Source organism: Massilia putida (genome assembly GCF_001941825.1).
Taxonomy (GTDB): Bacteria; Pseudomonadota; Gammaproteobacteria; order Burkholderiales; family Burkholderiaceae_D; genus Telluria; species Telluria putida.
Map to the genome: position 1 here is coordinate 5,329,800 of NZ_CP019038.1, position 20,131 is coordinate 5,349,930.

At 66.3% G+C, this 20,131-nt stretch carries 10 protein-coding genes; 7 read left to right on the forward strand and 3 right to left on the reverse strand.

Annotated features, from left to right (window positions below; all coding sequences use genetic code 11):
* Nucleotides 1-237: 237 nt before the first annotated feature.
* From BVG12_RS25850 to BVG12_RS25870, 5 genes are read left to right on the forward strand one after another with little or no spacing between them, the layout of a single operon-like run.
* Entirely contained in the window at nt 238-4,500 is a 4,263-nt protein-coding gene (locus BVG12_RS25850) for a YhdP family protein (protein WP_083685410.1), read from the forward strand.
* The gene (locus BVG12_RS25855) at nt 4,497-5,297 is read left to right on the forward strand and encodes a carbon-nitrogen hydrolase family protein (protein ID WP_075794899.1); all 801 of its coding nucleotides are present in this window, start codon (nt 4,497-4,499) and stop codon (nt 5,295-5,297) included. Before BVG12_RS25850 ends, BVG12_RS25855 begins: the two co-directional genes overlap by 4 nt.
* A 43-nt stretch (nt 5,298-5,340) precedes the next feature.
* Nucleotides 5,341-6,801 (forward strand): metalloprotease TldD, encoded by a 1,461-nt coding sequence (tldD, locus tag BVG12_RS25860; protein ID WP_075794900.1) that lies wholly within the window; start codon nt 5,341-5,343, stop codon nt 6,799-6,801.
* 17 nt (nt 6,802-6,818) lie between these two features.
* The gene (locus BVG12_RS25865) at nt 6,819-7,604 is read left to right on the forward strand and encodes a hypothetical protein (protein ID WP_075794901.1); all 786 of its coding nucleotides are present in this window, start codon (nt 6,819-6,821) and stop codon (nt 7,602-7,604) included.
* A gap of 51 nt (nt 7,605-7,655) precedes the next feature.
* A complete protein-coding gene (locus BVG12_RS25870; protein ID WP_075794902.1) occupies nt 7,656-7,859 on the forward strand; it encodes a hypothetical protein in 204 nt (67 codons plus the stop codon).
* 122 nt (nt 7,860-7,981) lie between these two features.
* Here the strand turns inward: BVG12_RS25870 and BVG12_RS25875 are convergent, their stop codons facing one another.
* A complete protein-coding gene (locus tag BVG12_RS25875) occupies nt 7,982-10,843 on the reverse strand; it encodes a TonB-dependent receptor (RefSeq protein ID WP_075794903.1) in 2,862 nt (953 codons plus the stop codon).
* A gap of 440 nt (nt 10,844-11,283) precedes the next feature.
* Between BVG12_RS25875 and aroG the strand changes: the two genes are divergently transcribed.
* Together aroG and BVG12_RS25885 are read left to right on the forward strand one after the other, a co-directional pair.
* Entirely contained in the window at nt 11,284-12,345 is a 1,062-nt protein-coding gene (aroG, locus tag BVG12_RS25880; RefSeq protein ID WP_075794904.1) for a 3-deoxy-7-phosphoheptulonate synthase AroG, read from the forward strand.
* Nucleotides 12,346-12,413: 68 nt separating this feature from the next.
* Complete coding sequence (locus BVG12_RS25885; protein ID WP_075794905.1) at nt 12,414-13,700, forward strand: aspartyl/asparaginyl beta-hydroxylase domain-containing protein; 1,287 nt, start codon at nt 12,414-12,416, stop codon at nt 13,698-13,700.
* Between the two features lie 207 nt (nt 13,701-13,907).
* Here the strand turns inward: BVG12_RS25885 and BVG12_RS25890 are convergent, their stop codons facing one another.
* Together BVG12_RS25890 and BVG12_RS25895 are read right to left on the reverse strand one after the other, a co-directional pair.
* Nucleotides 13,908-16,763 (reverse strand): TonB-dependent receptor domain-containing protein, encoded by a 2,856-nt coding sequence (locus tag BVG12_RS25890; RefSeq protein ID WP_083685412.1) that lies wholly within the window; start codon nt 16,761-16,763, stop codon nt 13,908-13,910.
* A 430-nt stretch (nt 16,764-17,193) separates the two neighbouring features.
* Nucleotides 17,194-19,965, reverse strand: a complete 2,772-nt coding sequence (locus BVG12_RS25895) for a TonB-dependent receptor (RefSeq protein WP_075794907.1) — start codon at nt 19,963-19,965, stop codon at nt 17,194-17,196.
* Between the last annotated feature and the right edge of the window lie 166 nt (nt 19,966-20,131).

Below are 20,131 nucleotides of genomic sequence, written 5' to 3' on the forward strand. Positions count from 1 at the left end.
AAATTGCCCGCCATGCTGCCCTGGGTCAGCGTGATGGTAAGGTAGACGCCGCGGATGTTGCAAGCGCTCTCTTATTTACAGATTAACAATAAGGCATCTCGAAAACCGTCGTGAGCGGCAGCAGATTTGGCGGAGAAGCGCAGCTGTACGAATGTACAGCGAGCATCGCAGGCCGCATCTGCAACGCGCAACAGGTTTGCGACTGCCTGATTTTCGGCGAGCCTTTTGAGCCTTTTGATGCACAACCCGGAACCGCAGGCGCAGCGCGAGCACGACGCGCACGAGCAGGCGCATCCCCACGGACACGCGCATGAGCACGCGCACGTCCCCCTGGCGGAGCGCTGGTCCCGTGCACGCGCCTGCTACCGCTATGCCAACCTGGCATCGCATCACGTGCTCGGCTTTACCATCAAGGCCGTCCTGCTCGTCTACTTCGCGTTCATGCTGCTGTTCCTGGTCCTGCGCTACGCGGTCCTGCCGAACATCGACATTTATAAACCGGACATCGAACGGGCCGCCAGCCGCGCGCTCGGCAACCAGGTGACCATCGCCCGCGTCTACGCGTCGTGGCGCGGCCTGCATCCGAATCTGTACCTCGGCGACCTGCGCCTGCACGACCGCGCCGGGCGCCAGCTGCTGGCGCTGCCGTCCGTATCGGCCACGTTGTCGTGGTGGTCGGTGGTGGCGGCCGAGCCGCGCTTCGAGGCGCTGGAAATCAACCGGCCGGAACTGGACGTGCGCCGCGGTGTCGACGGCGTCATCGCCGTGGCCGGCGTGCGTATCGACTTGAACAAGAAGGAAGAGGGCGGCGGGGCCGACTGGCTGCTGCGCCAGCACGAGGTCGTGATCCGCGAAGGCCGCCTGTCCTGGACGGACGAGCTGCGCGGCGCGCCGACGCTGGCGTTGTCGGACGTGACCCTCGTGCTGCAGAACCGCTGGACGACGCACCGCTTCGCCCTGAAAGCCGCGCCGCCTCCCGGCGCCGGCGACCCGCTCGACCTGCGCGCGCGTTTCTCGCATCCGCCGTTCGGCACCAAGCCGTCCGACGCGCGGCGCTGGAAAGGGCAGGTGTACGCCGACCTGCGCAACACCGATCTGGCCGCCTGGAAGCAGTACGTCGATTACCCGTTCACCCTGCAGCAGGGCCGCGGCTCGGTGCGCGCCTGGCTCGACTTCGACCATGCGCGCCTGGCCGGTTTCACCGCCGACCTCGCGCTGGCCGGCGTCAGCGCGCGCCTCGGGCCGGACACGCCGCCGCTGGCGCTGGCGCGCGTGTCGGGCCGGCTGTCGGCCAGCGAGACCATCGCCCCGAACGTGGACGACGGCAAGCCGACCTTCGGCGCGCTGGGCCACACCATCGGCCTGGAAAACTTTGCCGCCGTCACGGACGACGGCGTCGTGCTGCCGCCGGCCACGTTGACGGAATCCTGGCACCCGGCCACGCGCACCCAGCCCGAGCGCTTCGAAGTGCGCGCCGAGCAGCTGGACGTGGGCGCGCTGGCCGCGCTGGCCGTGCAGCTCCCGATCGCACCGTCCCAACGGCAGTTGCTGACGGAACTGGCGCCGCACGGCCGCGTCAACGACGCCAACGTCGAATGGCAGGGCCGCTTCCCGCACGTCACGGGCTACCGCGTGCGCGGCGAGGTCGCGAACCTGGGCATGAACCCGCTGGCGGCGCGCGCCGAACTGGCCGCGACGGACGGCCAGCCCGCCCAGGCCGCACGGCCGGCGCTGCCGGGTTTCAAGAACCTGTCGGGCCGCATCGATGCGAGCGACCACGGCGGCAGCGTCGACATCGATTCCGACAAGCTCGTGCTGGCCCTGCCGGCCTGGTTCGCCGATCCCGAGATGCCGTTCGACCAGATGGCCTTGCACGCGCGCTGGACTTTCCTCCGGGACGACCAGCTGGCCGTCGACGTCGACAGCATGAACCTGTCCCGGGGCGCGCTGACGGCGAGCCTGACCGGCCGCCACGTGCTGCCTTTGACGGCAGGGAAGGGGCCGGGCAGCGCCGACTTCACGGGCACGGTCGACAATGTCGAGATCGCGAACATCAAACGCTGGCTGCCGCTGGCGACCCCGGAAGGCCTGCGCGAATGGCTGACGGGCGCGCTGCAGGGCGGCACCCTGCACGACGCGCGCCTGCGCCTGCGCGGCGACCTGGCTCACTTCCCGTTCCGCGCCGACAATGCCGCCCAGCGTGCCAAGGGCGAGTTCCGCATCAGCGGCCGCATCGAGGACGGCAAGCTCGAGTACGCACCGGGCCACAAGGCCGCCGACGGCAAGGCACCGCTGTGGCCGCTGGCCGAGAACATCGACGGTTCCATCGTGTTCGACCGCGCGCGCATGGAAATCCACGGCGACACGGCGCGCACGCTGGGCATCGCGCTGTCGAACGTGCACGCCGTGATCCCCGAGCTCGGCGTGCACGAGATGGTGCTCGACATCGACGGCGCGGCCGCGGCGCCCTTGCCGGACTTCCTGCGCTACGTGGCGGCCAGCCCCGTGCTCGAATGGATCGGCCATTTTACGGAAGATACCCGCGCGACCGGTCCCGCCAAGCTGGGCCTGAAGCTGCACCTGCCGCTCGCGAGCCTGCACGACGCGAAGGTCCAGGGCGCACTGCAGCTGCAGAACAACGACGTCGTGCTGTTCCCCGAGCTGCCCCCCATCGAGGCCGCGCTGGGCCGCATCGAATTTTCCGAACACGGCGTGAACCTGAACGGCGTGGGGGCCAGCTTCCTGGGCGGGCCGCTGCAACTGTCGGGCGGCACCCAGCGCGACGGCAGCATCCAGATCCGCATGGCCGGCAGCGCCACGGCCGAGGGCATGCGCCAGACGCGTTCCCTGCCGGCGCTGCAGCGCCTGGGCGCCAAGTTGTCCGGCGGGGCGCGCTTCGGCGGCACCATCACGGTGAAGGACCGCCAGACCCAGATCGTCCTCGACTCCACCCTGGCCGGCCTCGGCGTCGAGTTGCCGGCACCGCTGAACAAGCCCGCCGCCGACGCGCTGCCGCTGCATTTCGTCCTGTCCGGCCAGCCGACGGGGGCGGATGGCGTCGGCCGCGACGAGCTCCGCATCACCCTGGGCAATATCGCCGCAGCGAAATACGTCCGCGAACGCCAGCCGCACGGCTCGTGGATCGTCAAGCGCGGCGGCATCGGCGTCAACGTGCCGGCGCCCGAGCCCGACAGCGGCATGATGATCAACGTGAACATGAAGGCGCTGAACGTCGACCGCTGGCTCGCGGCGGCGGGTGAGATCGCCGGACCGGGCGAGACTGCGCCGACCGGCAACCCGGCCGTCGACAATGCCACCGGCGCGGGCATGGCCCAGTACGTCGTGCCGGACACGATCGCCGCGCGTGCCAGCGACCTGGTCATCGGCGAACGGGCGCTGCGCGACGTCGTCGTCGGCGCCACCCACCAGAACAATACGTGGCAGGCCAGCATCGATTCGCGCCAGGTGGTGGGCTACGTGACGTGGAACGAGTCGCCCACGGGCCAGGGACTGGGCAAGGTGACGGCCCGTCTCGCGTCGCTCGTGATCCCGGAATCGTCGGCGAACGAAGTCAAGGACCTGCTCGAATCGAACAAGGGCGCCAGCGCCAGCATCCCGGGCCTGGACATCGTCGCCGACCGCTTCGAGCTGTTCAACAAGCAGTTCGGCCGCCTGGAACTGGTGGCCAGCAATGCGCAGGCGCTGGCCGGGCGCGAGTGGCGCATCGAGAAACTGGCGCTGACGAATCCGGACGGCCAGCTGAAGGCGAACGGCCGCTGGCTCACGCGCGACGGCAAGAGCAACACGGCATTGAATTTCACGCTCGACATCAGCGACGCCGGCCGCCTGCTGGACCGCCTCGGCTTCCCGGAAACGCTGCGTCACGGCAAGGGTTCGCTGTCCGGCGACATCTCCTGGGCCGGGCTGCCGTACTCGCTCGACATCCCGAGCCTGTCGGGCCAGATCCAGATGAATGTCGAGGATGGGCAATTCCTCAAGCAGGATCCGGGCGCCGCGAAACTGCTGGGCGTGCTGAGCCTGCAGATGCTGCCGCGCATGCTGAAACTCGATTTCCACGACGTGTTCTCGGAAGGCCTCGCGTTCGACGGCATCACGGCCAACGCGATGATCACCCATGGCGTCGTGCACACCGATAACCTCAAGATGCATGGCGTCGCGGCGACGGTGCTGATGGACGGCACGGCCGACATCGCGCACGAATCGACGAACCTGCACGTCGTCGTGATCCCCGAATTCAACCTCGGCACCAGCTCGCTCGTGTACGGCCTGGCCGTGAACCCCGTCATCGGCCTGGGCAGTTTCCTGGCCCAGCTGTTCCTGCGCGCGCCCGTGATGAAGGCGCTCACGTATCACATGCAGGTGACGGGGCCGTGGAAGTCGCCGCACATCGTAAAGCTGGACAATTCGCCCGCCGTTGCGGCCGCTGCCGAGGCGGCGGCCCAGCAGGATCGCAGCAAGCAGAAGAAGGGAAACCAATGAAGGCTACCGTCGCCGCCGTACAGATGGTGTCCACGCCCGTCGTGGACGAGAATATCGCCACCGCACGCCGCCTGATCGCGGATGCCGCGGCCCGTGGCGCGACCCTGGTCACGCTGCCCGAATACTGGCCCATCATGGGCATGACGGACACGGACAAGGTCGCCCACGCGGAACAGCCGGGCCGCGGCCCCATCCAGGATTTCCTGGCCGGGCAGGCGCGCGAGCACGGCATCTGGCTGATCGGCGGCACCTTGCCCCTCGTGTCGGGCATTGCCGCCCGCGTGCTGAACACGACGCTCGTCTACGATCCGCAAGGGCGCCACGTCGGCCGCTACGACAAGATCCATTTATTCGGCTTCAACAAGGGCAGCGAATCGTACGACGAGGCGCGCACCATCGTGCCGGGCGAGACGGTCGGCAGCTTCGAGGCGCCGTTCGGCCGCGTCGGCCTGTCGATCTGTTACGACCTGCGTTTCCCGGAACTGTTCCGCGCGATGGGCGAGTGCGCGCTGATCGTCGTGCCGGCCGCGTTCACGCACACGACCGGCCTCGCGCACTGGGAAGTGCTGCTGCGCGCCCGCGCCATCGAGAACCAGTGCTACGTGCTGGCATCGGCCCAGGGCGGCACGCACAAGAACGGCCGCCGCACGTTCGGCCACAGCATGCTCATCGATCCGTGGGGCGACGTGAAGGATGTGTTGCCGGAAGGCGAGGGCGTCGTCAGCGGCGAGATCGATCCCGACTACATCGCGAAGGTGCGCGAGAGTTTGCCGGCGCTGAAACACCGCAAACTCTGACGTATGGCACAATGCCCTATCCTTATCTGAAAGACCCGACGCAATGACTCCATTCGAACCGAATCTCTCCTCCCTCGCCGTCGCGCGCGACGTCCTGTTGACGCCATTCGGGCTCGACGAAGGCAAGCTGATCACGACGCTGGGGACCATGTTCACGCACAAGGTCGATTACGCTGACCTGTATTTTCAATTCACCAAGAGCGAAGGCTGGAGCCTGGAAGAGGGCATCGTCAAGAGCGGCAGTTTCTCGATCGACCAGGGCGTCGGCGTGCGCGCCGTGTCGGGCGACAAGACCGCCTTCGCTTATTCCGACGAGATCTCGCAGGCAGCCCTGCTGGACGCCGCCGCGGCCACGCGCACGATCGCGCGCGCGGGCACCGGGCGCGTGAAGGTCGCGTCCAGCATCCAGCCGAGCGGCGGCCGCGCGCTGTACCTGCCGAACGATCCGCTGGCCTCGCTCGACGCCACCGCGAAAGTCGCCCTGCTGGAGCGCGTCGAAAAGATCGCGCGCGCCAAGGACCCGCGCGTCGTGCAGGTGATGGCCGGCCTGGCGGGTGAGTACGACGTCGTGCTCGTCGTGCGCAGCGACGGTGTGCTGGCGGCCGACATCCGTCCGCTCGTGCGCGTGTCCGTCACCGTCATCGCCGAGCAGAACGGCCGGCGCGAGATGGGCTCGTCGGGCGGCGGCGGCCGCTACGACTATGGCTATTTCAGCGACGAGCTGCTGGAAAAATACGCGAGCGAAGCTGTGCAGGCCGCCCTCGTGAACCTGGAAGCGCGTCCGGCCCCGGCCGGTCCGATGACCATCGTGCTCGGCCCGGGCTGGCCCGGCGTCCTACTGCACGAAGCGGTCGGCCACGGCCTCGAGGGCGACTTCAACCGCAAGGGCTCGTCCGCGTACGCCGGCATGATCGGCCAGCGCGTCGCGGCGAAGGGCGTGACCGTCGTCGACGACGGCACCCTGAAGGACCGCCGCGGTTCGCTGAACATGGACGACGAGGGCAACCCGACCCAGTGCACGACCCTCATCGAGGACGGCATCCTGAAGGGCTATATCCAGGACACGATGAACGCGCGCCTGATGAAGATGCCGGTGACGGGCAACGCCCGCCGCGAATCGTTCGCCCACCTGCCGATGCCGCGCATGACGAACACCTACATGCTGGCCGGGGACAAGGACCCGGCCGAGATCCTGGCTTCGGTCAAGAACGGCCTGTATGCGGTGAACTTCGGCGGCGGCCAGGTCGACATCACCAACGGCAAGTTCGTGTTCTCGGCCAGCGAGGCCTATATGATCGAAGACGGTAAAGTCACGTACCCGGTGAAGGGCGCCACGCTGATCGGCAACGGTCCGGACACGATGAACCGCATCTCGATGATCGGCAACGACATGCGCCTGGACTCGGGCGTGGGCGTGTGCGGCAAGGAAGGCCAGAGCGTGCCGGTGGGCGTCGGCCAGCCGACCCTGCGCATCGACGGCGTGACCGTCGGCGGCACGGCTTGACGCCAGGCCGCACCGCGATGGCATCCGCCTTCGCCGCCACGACGCCCGCCCCGCGCGGGCGTTTGTTCGTCAAGGCCACGGTCGCCGCGTTCGTCGTGTCGATGCTGCCATGGTGCGCCGCGGCCGACGAGCACACGAATGTCGCGACCCGCTTCGGCCCGGTCGACACGCAGGCGGTTCCCGGCACCGGCCGTTCCGACATCCGCTTGCGCGGCGCATCGCTCGGGCAGGTCGACGGTACCGCTGGCCTCGTCAAGCTGTCCGTGCAGGATGATGCCGACTACGTGCTCGTCGATGCCCGGTTGCCCGATCCGCAATGCCGGCATCGCTTCACCCTGCTGCAGGTCGGACCAGGTGACGAAGCGACGATGTCGCAACCGTTCGGCGATTGCCTGACGGGGTTCGGCGCGCGCCGCGCGGGCGACAAACTCGTCATCCAGCTGGCCCAGGAAGGCGCTGCGCAGGTGCACGAGTTCGTGTGGATGCAGGATCGCATGAAGGAACTCACCAACGTGCTCACCCGTTGCGAAGCGGCCCAGCTCACGGCGGCATCGCGGTGGATACCGGTCGAGTCCGCGCAAGCAGCACGCGTCGTCACCGGCACCGGCCGCGCCTGGTTCCACACGGCGCCGCTGGACGAGTGCAAGCTCCCGGCACTGTTCGTGATTCCGGGCGATGTGCTGACCGTCCTCCACACGTACGGCGACTATGCGGACGTTACTTACCGCAATCCGCGCACGGGGCGCGAAGCCAGCGGCTGGCTCAAGCTCGACCGTCTCGCGGACGGTGCGCCCAAGCCTTGAACCCTGTGCCACACTTGCCCTGACTGGATCCACCCATCGCAAGGAGCAGACATGGCGAACGATCAAACCCAACAGCCCGGCGGCCAGCCGGCCAATCCGGCCCCATCCCCGCCACCCGACAACGCGCAGGCGCAACAGGGCGCAAAGCCGCCAGACGATTTCGACGGGCTCGAAGGCAAGAAGCCCGACGAGCTGACGCCGGAAGAGTTGCGCCTGATGGCCGACACGATGCCGGGTGAGGGGCCAGGCGACTGACTGGGAATTTATCACCGGCAGGGTGGGCTCCCTCCCTGAGCCCACCACACGTATGCGGTCCGCGAACGTACGGTGGGCACGGGGTGCCCACCGTACGTTCGTTGATGCCTTGTCCGATCGACTCAGAACGAATACCGCGCCCCCAGCGTGAAATAGCGTCCACGCGCGCCCTCGTAGTCGAGCGGGTTGTAGGACTGGGCACCATAGGTCAGCGGATCGAGCGGCGCGATCTTGTCGAACAGGTTCTGGATCGAGCCGAACACTTCCCAGCGCTGCTGCGGTTTCCAGCGCACCACCAGGTCGACCGTCGTGAACGACGCCAGTTCGCAACCGCTCGGGGCATCGGCGCCGTTGGCGAACGTGACGGCGCAACCGCTCGGGTCGCCGCGGAAGAAGCGGTTTTCGAGCACGCCGCGGTAGTTGACGTTGGCCGACACGCGCAGGTTGTCGCGGTCCCAGCCGAACCGCATATTGATCCGGTCGGCAGGCGTGCCCGTGCAGTTGGTGACGTCGCAGTTGCCGTGCGTGCCGGCGAATTCGCGCGACGTGCCGTCCTGCTCCGTGCGCAGCCATTCGAAGATGTGCGTGTACTTGACGTCGAACGTGGCATTGCCCCAGGCGTCCGGCAGGCGGTGGTTGTAGCGGGCGTCGACGTCGAGCCCGCGTACCTTGCTCTGGGCGGAGTTGACGTAGCGCGTCAGCACGGCCGTGATCTGGCCCGGGTCGCCCGGAATGGCGCTCACGCTGCCGGGATCGCGCGCCACGTGGCCGGCGGCGATCGCGGCGTCGACCTGTTCCTGGTTGATCTCGTCCATGCGCTTGATCTTCCAGTAGTCGACGGAGATACTCGTGCGCGGCAGCGGGTCCCAGATGACGCCCAGCGTATAGCTCTTCGAGTGCTCCGGCGACAGGTTCGGGTTGGGCGACGTGATCAGCGCCACCGATGCCGGGTTGCAGGCGCTCGCCACGCCCAGCGCGCAGCGTACCGGGTCGGCCGCGGTCGAGTAGGCGGCCAGGCCGCCGACGCCGTTCTCGGCCGGGCTCGGCGCACGGAAGCCGCGCGCGAACGTGCCGCGCAGCGCGAAGGCGCGCACCGGCGTCCACTTGAGTCCGAACTTCGGCGTGTACGCGCTGCCGACGTCGGTGAAGTGGTCGTAGCGCAGGGCGGCCGACGCTTCGACGTTGAACGGGAGCGGCGCCAGTCCCTCGCCGTACAGCGCGAACACGTTGCGGGCGCCGGAATAGGCGGAATAGCCCAGGCCGATGATGTTGCCGCGCTCCGTGCCCGAGGTCGGCATCAGCTCCGTCATCTCGTGGCGGAACTCGGTGCCGACGGCCAGGCCCAGATTGCCGGCCAGGTAGGGAATCCCGCTGAACTCGCGCGTGGCCTTGAAGTCGACCTGGCCGACCTTGGTGTTGGCCGCGTTGCCGATGGTCGGCGACAGCGCGGCGTACAGCGCCGGCGAATTCAGGCCCGCGTTCTCGGCGATGCGCCAGACGGTGCCCGGTGGCAGCGCCGCATAGGCCGGGCTGCGCAGCGCCGCCGCCACGTTGGCCGGGGTCGGGTTCAGCAGGGCGAACGCGACGTCGCGCTGCAGATAGCCGTTCTGCGTGTTGTTGACGTGGTTGTGCGAGAACAGCAGCGCCGAGTCCCAGTCCCAGCCGAAATGCGAGCCCTTGGCGCCGCCGACCCAGCGGAGGAAGTTGGAACCGATGTCCGACCTGCGCGGGCCGACGTCGGCCGCCAGGTAGCGCACGCGCGCGGCGGTGCCGAAGTACGGGTTGTCGGGATGGGTCGCGCCCAGCTGGACCACCGCATTGTTGACGGGCCCGCCCGGGAAGCCGACCGAGGCGCTGACCGAGGACGGCGTCGTGGACGTACTCGTATCGCTCGTGTACCAGTTGAACTCGCTGTACAACTGGACGGCCGGGTCCAGTTGATACGTGCCGCGCAGGAAGAAGCTGAGGTTTTCCTGCTTGGGCTCGATCTGGTTGTAGAGCTGCGACGCGTCGATCAGGCAACCGCCGCCGGGGTCGCCCTGCGGGTGATTGGTGAAGTTGGAGCAGGCGGCGCCGGGGAAGGTGCGCGTGAAGCCGGGGCCGGCCAGATTGCCCCGGTTGTAGTAATTGGTCGGATCGGCCGGGTTGCGCACGTTGCCGTTGATGGCGTTGCCCGCGGTGCCGGTGCCGGGCAGGATGGCACCGGTACCGCCGAGCGTCTGTTCGGCCGAATAGCCCCACGGCCGCAGGTCGTTGCGGCCGATCCATTCGCGGTCGGAGCGGTCGCGGTACCAGATCTCGTCGAACTTCTTGTACTCGATGCTGAACAGGACGTTGTAGCGGTCGGTATCGAGGTTGCCGATGCCCTTGGTGAAAGCGACGTTGGTGCGCTTGCCGTCCCAATCGCCGCTGAAGCCGCGCGAGAACCGCACCGTGTTGCCCTGGAAGTCGCGGCGCAGGATGATGTTGACGACGCCGGCGATGGCGTCCGAACCGTAGATGGCCGAGGCGCCGTCCTTCAGCACCTCGATGCGCTCGACGGCGTCGGTCGGGATCACGTTCAAGTCCGAGAACTGCTTCTGGCCGTCGTCGGCCAGGCCGTACGGGGCCATGCGGCGCCCGTTCAGCAGCACCAGCGTGGACGCCGCGCCCAGGCCGCGCAGCGAGACGCCGGACGCGCCGGCGGCGAAGCCGTTGCCGAAGGTGGTCGGCACGGAGCCCTGGTTGTCGACGGCCAGGGTCTGCAGCAGCTCGGCCACGGTGGCCTTGCCGGAACGCTCGATGTCGGCGCGGTTGACGGTGATGACGGAGGACGCCGTTTCGGCCTCGGAGCGGCGGATGTTCGAGCCGGTGATCTCGACGCGCGGGACGGGTTTGGGCGCGGCTTCCTGGGCCGGCGCCGGCAGAGCCAGGATGGCCAGGCCGATGGCGCCCCCGCGCGCGAACAGGCGTCGGATCGTTCGGGATATCGTTGTTTCAGTCATGTCCAGACTCCATGTACGATGAGGGATGGTCGACCCGGTGTGCATGCGGCCGGGACTCCGTTGCGACTTTTGCATCTCGCGCAAAGAGGCAACTGACATCTCTCAAGCGTGTTCCGCACAGCGGAAAAGGGTGTCTGGTTGACGCAACCGATCGCCTGTATAGGCAACCGTAGCCGACAGATCACAGATCAATAAAGTCTTGCCAACGTCGATGCAATGTTGTTATAGTCAATCGACCATTCAGGAACCCACATGCGCCACGCCGTTTTCTTTACCTTTTATTTTTGGTTTAGCCATTCCAGCCCAACGGCGGTGGAGTAGCGGCAGGTTCGCGCAGTAACAGAACAGAGTCCGACACAAAAATTCCAAAAGACCGCCACCGAGGCGGTCTTTTTTTTTCAGCCAAGAATTTATTCATCAGATCAGAACGGAGAACAGCAATGCCTCGCACCGACGACTTACGCATCCGCGAAATGAAGGAACTGACGCCGCCCTCGCACCTGATCCGCGAATTCCCGGTGACCCCGGAGGCGGAACAGACCGCGTCGCAGGCGCGCGTGGCGCTGCATCGCATCCTGCACGGCCAGGACGACCGCGTGATGGTCGTGATCGGCCCGTGCTCGATCCACGATCCGAACGCCGCCATGGAATACGCCCGCCGCCTCGTCGAGCAGCGCCACCGCTTTGCCGGCGAGCTGGAAATCATCATGCGCGTGTACTTCGAGAAGCCGCGCACGACGGTCGGCTGGAAGGGCATGATCAACGACCCGTACATGGACAACAGTTTCCGCATCAACGACGGCCTGCGCATGGCACGCGAACTGCTGCGCGACATCAATGAGCTGGGCCTGCCGGCCGGCACCGAATTCCTCGACGTGATCAGCCCGCAGTACATCGCCGACCTGATCAGCTGGGGCGCGATCGGCGCGCGCACGACGGAATCGCAGGTGCACCGCGAACTGGCGTCGGGCCTGTCGTGCCCGGTCGGCTTCAAGAACGGCACGGACGGCAACATCAAGATCGCGGCCGATGCGATCAAGGCGGCGTCGCAGCCGCACCACTTCCTGTCCGTGACGAAGGGTGGCCACTCGGCGATCGTGTCGACGGCGGGCAACGAGGACTGCCACATCATCCTGCGCGGCGGCAAGACGCCGAACTACGACGCCGCCAGCGTCGAGGACGCCTGCAAGCAGCTCGCCGCCAACGGCCTCGCGAGCCGCCTGATGATCGACGCGTCGCACGCCAACAGCAGCAAGAATCCGCAGAACCAAGTGCCCGTATGCGCCGACATCGGCGCGCAGATCGCCGCCGGCGACACGCGCATCGTCGGCGTGATGGTGGAATCGCACCTCGTCGGCGGCCGCCAGGACCTGGTGCCGGGCAAGGAACTGACGTACGGCCAGTCCGTCACGGACGGCTGCATCGACTGGGAGACGAGCATCGCGGTGCTGGAAAACCTTGCCGCCAGCGTGCGTGCGCGCCGCCTGCGCGACGACGCCTGATATTGTCCTTGCCAACAGGAAGCGGCCACTCCAGAATCGTATGGTCGATACATACATGAAGGAACGGCATGGCTTCCAACGATGGTGAAATCGCAGCCTGGGAACGCGCGGCCCAGGCCGCATTGAAGGGCGCCAATCCACGCCTGGCGGCGCAGCTGTGGCAGCGCATCCTGGAACACGTGCCGACGCACGGCGCGGCGCTGCTCGGCATGGCGCAGCTGCACTACCGCGCAGGCAGCCTGCCGGAGGCGCGCGCGCTGCTCGAACGGCTTGTCGCGTTTGATGGTCGCGACAAGCAGCAGTGGATCAACCTGGCCGTCGTCTGCATGGCCCAGCGCGACGAAGCCCGCGAGGAAGAGGCGATCCGGCGCGCGCTCGTGCTGGAGCCGACCGATCTCGTCGCCCTGATCCTGCGTGCCGCCTTGTTGACGCGCCAGGGCAAGCGCCACGCGGCCGCGCGCGCGCACGGCGCCGTCGCCGCGGTCGCGCCGCCGCTGCAGCAACTGCCGCCGGAACTGCGCCCCGCCGTGCAGGAAGCGCTCGCTTACCGCGAGCAGTACGACACCGATTTCGGCCGTTTCCTCGACGACTACATGGCGCCGCTGCTGAGCGACCTGCGCGGCGAACGCGTACAACGCTTCACGGAATCGCTGGACATCATGCTGGGGCGCAAGCGCCGCTACAAACCGCAACCGGCACTGTTCCACTTCCACGGGCTCGCGCCCATCACCTTCTTCGACCGCGCCGATTTTCCATGGCTTGACGCCTTCGAGCGCGAGACGGACACGATCCGCGCCGAATTCCTCGCCGCGCAGGCCGGCGACGAAGGTTTTACGCCCTACATGCAGTACGGCGAGGACCAGCCGCTGCGCCAGTGGGCCGAGCTGAACAATTCGCTGCGCTGGAGCGCGTTCCACCTCGTCGAGGCCGGCAAGGTCAACGATGCCAATGCGCAGCACTGCCCGCGCACGATGGCGCTGCTGGCGGGAGCGCCGCAGCCGGACCAGCCGGGCCGCACGCCCGTCGCGATGTTTTCCGTGCTCAAGCCGAAGACGCGCATCCCGCCGCACTGCGGCGTCAGCAATGTCCGCCTCGTGACGCACCTGCCGCTCGTCGTGCCGCCAGGGTGCGGCTTCCGCGTCGGCAACGACGTGCGCGCGTGGGAAGAGGGCAAGGCCTGGGTGTTCGACGACACCATCGAGCACGAGGCGTGGAACGACAGCGATGCGCCACGCGCGATCCTGATGTTCGACATTTGGCATCCGCATCTCACCGGACCGGAACGTGCGCTGGTGGCGGCGATGAGCGCCGGCATGAACGCGTTTTCAGAGGACGAAGGCAGCTTCGGGCTGTAGGGTGGACGGGTTTCCCGTCCACGTGCACGTTGGGCGCTGCAGGGGGGCCCTCCGCCCACGCGTGCCCGCCGTGTTGGCGTCACGCGCGGGCACTTGATCGATGCCCCGGTAGCAATCAAGTGCCCTACGTCTTAAATGCCGCGCAAAACAAAACCGCCGCCGGCTTCGCAGCCGGCGGCGGTTTTTTTACGGCCTCGGATCAGGCGATCAGAAGCGGTAGGTCAGGTTGGCGTAGATGAAGCGGCCGTACGAATCGTACACCTGCGGGAACGTGTTGCCGTTGCCGAAGGAACCCGTCACCGAGCTCGACGATGCGATCGGCGGATCCTTGTCCAGCAGGTTGTTGACGCCCACGCTCAGGGCCAGCTTGCGGTTGAAGCGGTATACGCTGTTCAGGTCGAAGTAGCTGCGCGAAGCCAGGTACGCGTCACGCTGGGTGTCCAGGTCGCCGGCCAGCTGCGGGTTCGAATCGAGCAAGTCGTTCTTCAGGCGGTCGATGTAGCGCCAGGTGAGCGACAGGTCGAAGTTGAACGGGCTCGACCAGGTGGTGCGCAGCTTGTGACGCCATTTCGGGGTCGGGGTGCCGCAGGTGCCGCCGTACAGGCCCGTGCAATCGTAGCTGCCGTTGCCCGGCAGGTTCTCCACGGTGTAGCTGTGCACGTAGGTGCCGTTCAGCGTGAAGTCCAGGTTGCCGTAGCTTTGCGGCAGGCGGGTGCGGTAGCTGGCGCCCACGTCCAGGCCCGAGGTGCCCTGCGAACCGATGTTCGTGGTGCCGGCCTCGACGTAGCCGTTCGGGGTCAGCCACAGCGAACCGAGCTGGTCGCGGTGGATCAGGTTGCAGTACAGCGGATTGCCGGTCTGCAGGCACTGCGTGAACACGCTCTGTGCGTTGACGGCCTGGATCGCATCCTTGATCTTGAGCTTGAACGCATCCAGGGTGATGGTCAGGTTCTTGATCGGGTCGATCACGATGCCCACGGTGTACGTGTTGGCGGTCTCCGGCTTGACGTTCGGGTTGCCGCCGGTGCGGCCGTTGTACTGGCTGGTCGAGTTTCCCGGCACCTGGCCGTACAGCGAAGCGGGCAGGCCCGTGTTGGCGCACTGGGCTTGCGTCGCTTTCGGCTTGTCGCCGCCGCACGGGTCGTCGCTCGGACCGGCCAGCACCACGGCTTGCGGCGTGTACAGTTCAAAGATGTTTGGCGCACGGACGGCGCGCTGGGCGGAACCACGCACGCGCACCTGGTCGACCGGTTGCCAGTCGAGGCCGAAACCGAAGGTGTTGGTCTTGGCATCGGTGCTGTAGTTCGAGCGGCGGTACGAGCCCGACAGGTCCATGTGCTTGGCGAGCGGCATGTTGTCCAGCAGCGGCAGCTTGAATTCGCCGAAGGCTTCCTTCACGTTGTACGCACCCGCGACGGCCGGGGAGGCGCCGCCGGCACCGGACAGGTCGCCCGTCTGGTTTTCGTAGTCGGGCTGGAACGACAGCTTCTCGACGCGCTGCTCGTAGCCGAACGACACGCCGGCGCCGCTTTCGGCGGTCGGCAGCTTGATGCCGTAGCGGGTCAGGTCGGTGCCGACGTTCAGGCCGAACACGGATTGCTGCGTGAAGCCGCCGTTCGAGCCGGTGGCGTTCAGGTAGTCGAGCGCGGCCTTAGTGACGCCGCCTTGCTTGTACAGGTTGTACGGCACGCAAGCGGGGTCGGAGCCATTGACGACGGAGCGGCATACGGCCTTGCCCGTAGAATCGGCGACGACGTCGAGCGCGTTGGCGATCAGGTGCTTCGAGAAGTAGCCGGTCGAGCGGTCGCCGTGGTTGACGCGCGCGAACTGGCCGAACACGTCGTACGACCAGTCGCCGATCATGCCCTTCACGCCCAGCACTTCGCGGAACGACGTGTCGTTGATGTTGTTGGAGCGCGGGCCGCCTTCGACGTTGCGCTTGCCGACGGAGACGGTGGTGGTGTCGCCCGCCTTCTTGAGGCCCAGCGCGGCGCGCCACGCATCGTTCAGCAGCGGGTTCTCGTAGGCGATCGTCGCCTGCTGGCCGTAGAAGATGCCGCCCGGCGCGATCTGGGCGTCGGTCGTGTAGTTGTGGAAGCTGAATTCGCTGTACAGGCGCGCGTTCTCGTTCAGGTCGTAGTGCACCATCGAGTTGACGTTGTACTCGTCCGACGGGCGCTGGAAGAAATTCAGCGGACCGAAGTTGTAGGCGTCGGTGGCCGAGACGTACTTGCGCGGATTGCCGTTCGCATCCGGCGTGTACTTGCCGACGCGGGGGATCGACGTGCCCGAGCCGGAGCAGGCGAAGCCCGGATCGGACGCGCCCAGCGAGCAGGCCGAGAAGTCGCGCTGCGATTGCAGCAGGGCGTCGGCGTGGCGGTGCGACGCGAAGAACGTGGCGTTGCCCTTGTTGTCGGCGAAGTTCGAACCCATCAGGATGCTGAAGTCGTACTTCTTCGCGTCGAAGGCGTGGTTGCCCGGCAGCGGGAAACCCTTCTTGTTGACGACGGCCTGGATCTCGTCGTTGTGCTGCTGGTGGTTGGCGCCGGAGATGTTGGCCTCCAGTTCCACGCCTTCGTAGTTGTCCTTCAGAATGAAGTTGACGACGCCCGACACGGCGCCCGAGCCGTACACGGCGCCGGCGCCGCCGGTCAGCACGTCGACGCGGCGGATCAGTTCACTCGGGATCTGATTCAAGTCGGCTGCGACGCTGAGCACGCTGCCGGACGGTAGACGCTTGCCGTTGACGAGGACCAGCGTACGCTGGGCACCCATGCCGCGCAGGTCGACGGTTGCGGTACCGCTGGCGCCGTTCGAGATGGCGGCACCCTGGGACGCGAACACCTGGGGCAGGTTGTTCAGCAGGTCTTCGGTATTGCGCACGCCATCGATCTTGATGTCCTTCGCGCTCAGGGTGGTGATGGGGCTGGAGCCCTCCGTGTTCAGCGATGGAATGCGCGAACCCGTCACTTCCACGCGCTGCATAGGCGCGGCGGCCGGGGCCGCGTTACTGTCCTGTGCGTGAGCGACGGATGCGCCGAGCGCCATGCCGCCGGCGAACATCAGACGCACCGATCGAGATAAAACTTTTTCCGACATCATTGTTTTGAGTCCCTTCTGAGCCTGGGCCGGTGCGGACTACGCGCCGACTCGCAGATCGTGTTTATTGATCTCGTCCATCCTTTTGGGACGGAATTGTTATTTGCTACAGGACAATGACATCATTGCTAATAAACAAAGTCAACGAGTAAACATGCATATACGCAGCATCGCTGTAAATATCAAATCAAATTTTCCTGATTACAAAATATACCGAATATGATTCCTGGATAAATGTTGTATTCGGTTTTTTATTTGATTTTTCGCTGATGCGTAATTACAACGTTCTGCACCGTATTTGTGCGGCAGTGCACCAAAAGAAAACGGGACAGTGAGTGCTCACTGTCCCGTTTTTTACCCTTCAAGCATCGAACCGGAAAATCCGGTCAAACGATCAGAACTGGTAACGCACGCCAGCCTTGAAGAAGCGGCCGATGGCGCCGCTGGCGTCCATCGGGTTGTAGCTCATGCCGCCGTAGGTCAGCGGATCCAGCGGCGCGATCTTGTCGAACAGGTTCGAGATCGAACCGTAGACCTGCAACTGCGGGGACACCTGGTAGCGGGCCGACAGGTCGAGCGTCGTGAACGACGCCAGGCGGCAGTTACCCGGGGCCGGCGAGCCGTTCGCGAACTGCGAGGCGCACTTGTCGCCGGCGAAGTACACGTTCTGCATGTCGGCACGGTAGTTGACCGTCGCCGTCACGTTCAGGCTCTCGCGGTCCCACGACAGGCTCGTGCTGACCTTGTCCTTCGGCGTGCCGGCGCAATCCGACGTGTCGCAGTTGCCGTGCGTGCCGGCGTACTGGTAGCGCGTGCCGTTCTTCTCGGCGCGCACCCACGACGCGACGTGGGTCCAGGTCAGGCCCAGCGTGGCGCGGCCGTAGTCGCCCATGCGGAAGCGCTGCTTGATGTCCAGGTCGACGCCCTTGACTTCGGTGAAGCTCGAGTTCTGGTACGGCGCCTTCGACAGCAGCAGCGTGCCCGTGTTCGGGATCGCGACGCCGTTCACGACGAGGTTGTTGTCGTTGCGGATCGCGGTCGGCAGGGCAGCCGCTTCCACGTACGACAGCGGGTTGATCTCGTTGGAACGCTTGATCTTGAAGGCGTCCAGCGACAGGGCGGTACCCTCCAGCGGATCCCACACCATGCCCAGCGTGTAGCCTTTGGATTTCTCCGGCTGCAGGTTCGGGTTGCCGACCTTGACGGCGCCGATCGAGATCGCGCAGTCGGCCTGGGTCGCGCCGCCGGCGGCCGGGACGCCGTTCGGGCAGCGGATCGGGTCACGCACGGACGAGCTGCCGGTGCTCTGGCTGGCTGCGCTGAATTCGGCCGGACCCGGGGCGCGGAAGCCTTCCGTGTAGGTCGTGCGCAGTGCGAAGGTCTTCAGCGGCGTCCACTTGGCACCGAATTTCGGCGTGGTCGACGAGAAGTCCTTGTACTTGTCGTAGCGGACGGCGGCGTTCAGCTCGACCGTCTTGATGATCGGCGCGGCCACTTCGAAGAACACGGCCGACACGTTCTGGGAGCCTGCGGCGGCCACGTACGACGCGTTGATCGAACCATCCTGCGTGCCCGACAGCGACGGGTTGTCCAGCGACTGGTGGCGGTATTCGCCGCCGACCGCCAGGCCCAGCGCACCGCCCGGCAGCTGCATCAGCTCGCGCGATGCCTTGAAGTCGACGACGTCGAGCTTCGTGGTCGAGTGCGACGTCGCGTTCGTCACCATTGCCGCGTACAGCGACGCCGGGTTCTTGCCGGCCTGGGTGCCGATGTAGTACGGGAAGAACGCGCTCTTCGGATCGCCCAGCGCGGCCTGCAGCACCTTCATGTTGATCATGTTGCTGTAGTTCAGGTCGAGCGCGGACTGCGAGTGCGTGAGGCCGGTGTCGAAGTCCCAGCCCGCCATCGAGCCTTTCAGGCCGACCACGAAGCGGGAGAATTCGTTGTCGGCGGAGCGGGTGCTGGGGCCGACGTCGAACATCGAGTAGCGCAGACGCACGGCCGCGCCGTACGGGTTCTGCGGGTGCTGGGCCGACATCAGGATCGCATTGCCGTAGTTGATGACGCCGGTCGGGCTGGAGGCGTTCGGCGGGAATGCGACGGTGGAGCTCGTCGACGGCGGGGTCAGCGTGAATTCGGTGTCGCGCTTCGAGTAACCGGCTTCGGCGTAGAGCTGCAGGTCGTTGTACAGGTTCTTCGTGAAGCGGCTGTAGAAGTTCATGCCGCCGATCTTCGGCTGCATCGAACGGAACTGGTCCTGGTACCACAGGCAGCCGCCGGCCGGGTCTTGCGCGGTCGTGACGGAGAACTGCGAGCAGCCCGGCAGCGAGGCGTAATTGCCCGTCTTCGGATCGCGCAGCGCACCGGTCGGGGTCGGGCTGGAGGCGCCCGGGGTGATGTAGCCGGCGGCGAACTGGGTGTTGGCGGCATAGCCCCACGGACGGATGTCGCCGTGGCCGATCCAGGCGCGGCTGGCGCGGTCCTTGTTCAGCAGCGACTGGTTGCCGTAGAACTCGGCGTTGACCATGACGTTGTAGCCGTCTTCGTCCAGGCGGCCACGGCCCCAGGTGAGGGCGGCCTTGCCGGTACCGGCGTCGTGGTAGCGCGATTCGCCCGCCTCGGCCTTGAAGACCGTGCCGACGAAGTCCTTGCGCAGGATGATGTTGACCACGCCGGCGATCGCGTCGGCGCCATAGGTCGACGAGGCGCCGTCCTTCAGGATCTCGATGCGCTCGACGGCTTCCATCGGGACGGTCGACAGGTCGGTGAAGCTCTTCTGGCCGTCGTCGGCACGCGCGAACGGCGCCATGCGGCGGCCATTCAGCAGCACGAGGGTCGAGGTGGCGCCCAGGCCGCGCAGCGAGATGGCGGTCGAGCCGGCGGCGAAGCCGTTGCCGAAACCGGTCGGCAGCGAACCGGCGCCGTCCGAGGTCAGGGTCTGCAGGTATTCCGCGACGGTGCCCTTGCCGGACTTGGCGAGGTCTTCACGGCTGACGACTTGCACGGGCGAGGCCGTTTCGGCGGTTGCGCGCTTGATGCTGGAACCGGTGATTTCGACACGCTGGATCGGACCCTGGGCGTCTTGCGCCATGGCCGGTGCAATGCCCGCCGCCGCGTAGGCGAGGGCCAGCGTCACTGCTTGTGCGATAGCTTTCTTTTGATACATTACAACTCCAAATGGTGCTTCGATGACAAGGATAAAACATCGATGCGTTCCCGATTTCGCACAAATTTGGTATGCATTTGTCGAAATGGGTTGTCTCTTGATGTGGTCTCTCTCGGTTTAGCCAAAAAGTCAAAATTAAATTTTGGCAACGCATCAGACCATCGGT

Coding starts and splice junctions, on each gene's coding strand:
- BVG12_RS25850 (WP_083685410.1), top strand. CDS start 238: ATGCACAACCCGGAACCGCAGGCGCAGCGCGAGCACGACGCGCACGAG.
- BVG12_RS25855 (WP_075794899.1), top strand. CDS start 4,497: ATGAAGGCTACCGTCGCCGCCGTACAGATGGTGTCCACGCCCGTCGTG.
- tldD (WP_075794900.1), top strand. CDS start 5,341: ATGACTCCATTCGAACCGAATCTCTCCTCCCTCGCCGTCGCGCGCGAC.
- BVG12_RS25865 (WP_075794901.1), top strand. CDS start 6,819: ATGGCATCCGCCTTCGCCGCCACGACGCCCGCCCCGCGCGGGCGTTTG.
- BVG12_RS25870 (WP_075794902.1), top strand. CDS start 7,656: ATGGCGAACGATCAAACCCAACAGCCCGGCGGCCAGCCGGCCAATCCG.
- BVG12_RS25875 (WP_075794903.1), bottom strand. CDS start 10,843: ATGACTGAAACAACGATATCCCGAACGATCCGACGCCTGTTCGCGCGC.
- aroG (WP_075794904.1), top strand. CDS start 11,284: ATGCCTCGCACCGACGACTTACGCATCCGCGAAATGAAGGAACTGACG.
- BVG12_RS25885 (WP_075794905.1), top strand. CDS start 12,414: ATGGCTTCCAACGATGGTGAAATCGCAGCCTGGGAACGCGCGGCCCAG.
- BVG12_RS25890 (WP_083685412.1), bottom strand. CDS start 16,763: ATGTTCGCCGGCGGCATGGCGCTCGGCGCATCCGTCGCTCACGCACAG.
- BVG12_RS25895 (WP_075794907.1), bottom strand. CDS start 19,965: ATGTATCAAAAGAAAGCTATCGCACAAGCAGTGACGCTGGCCCTCGCC.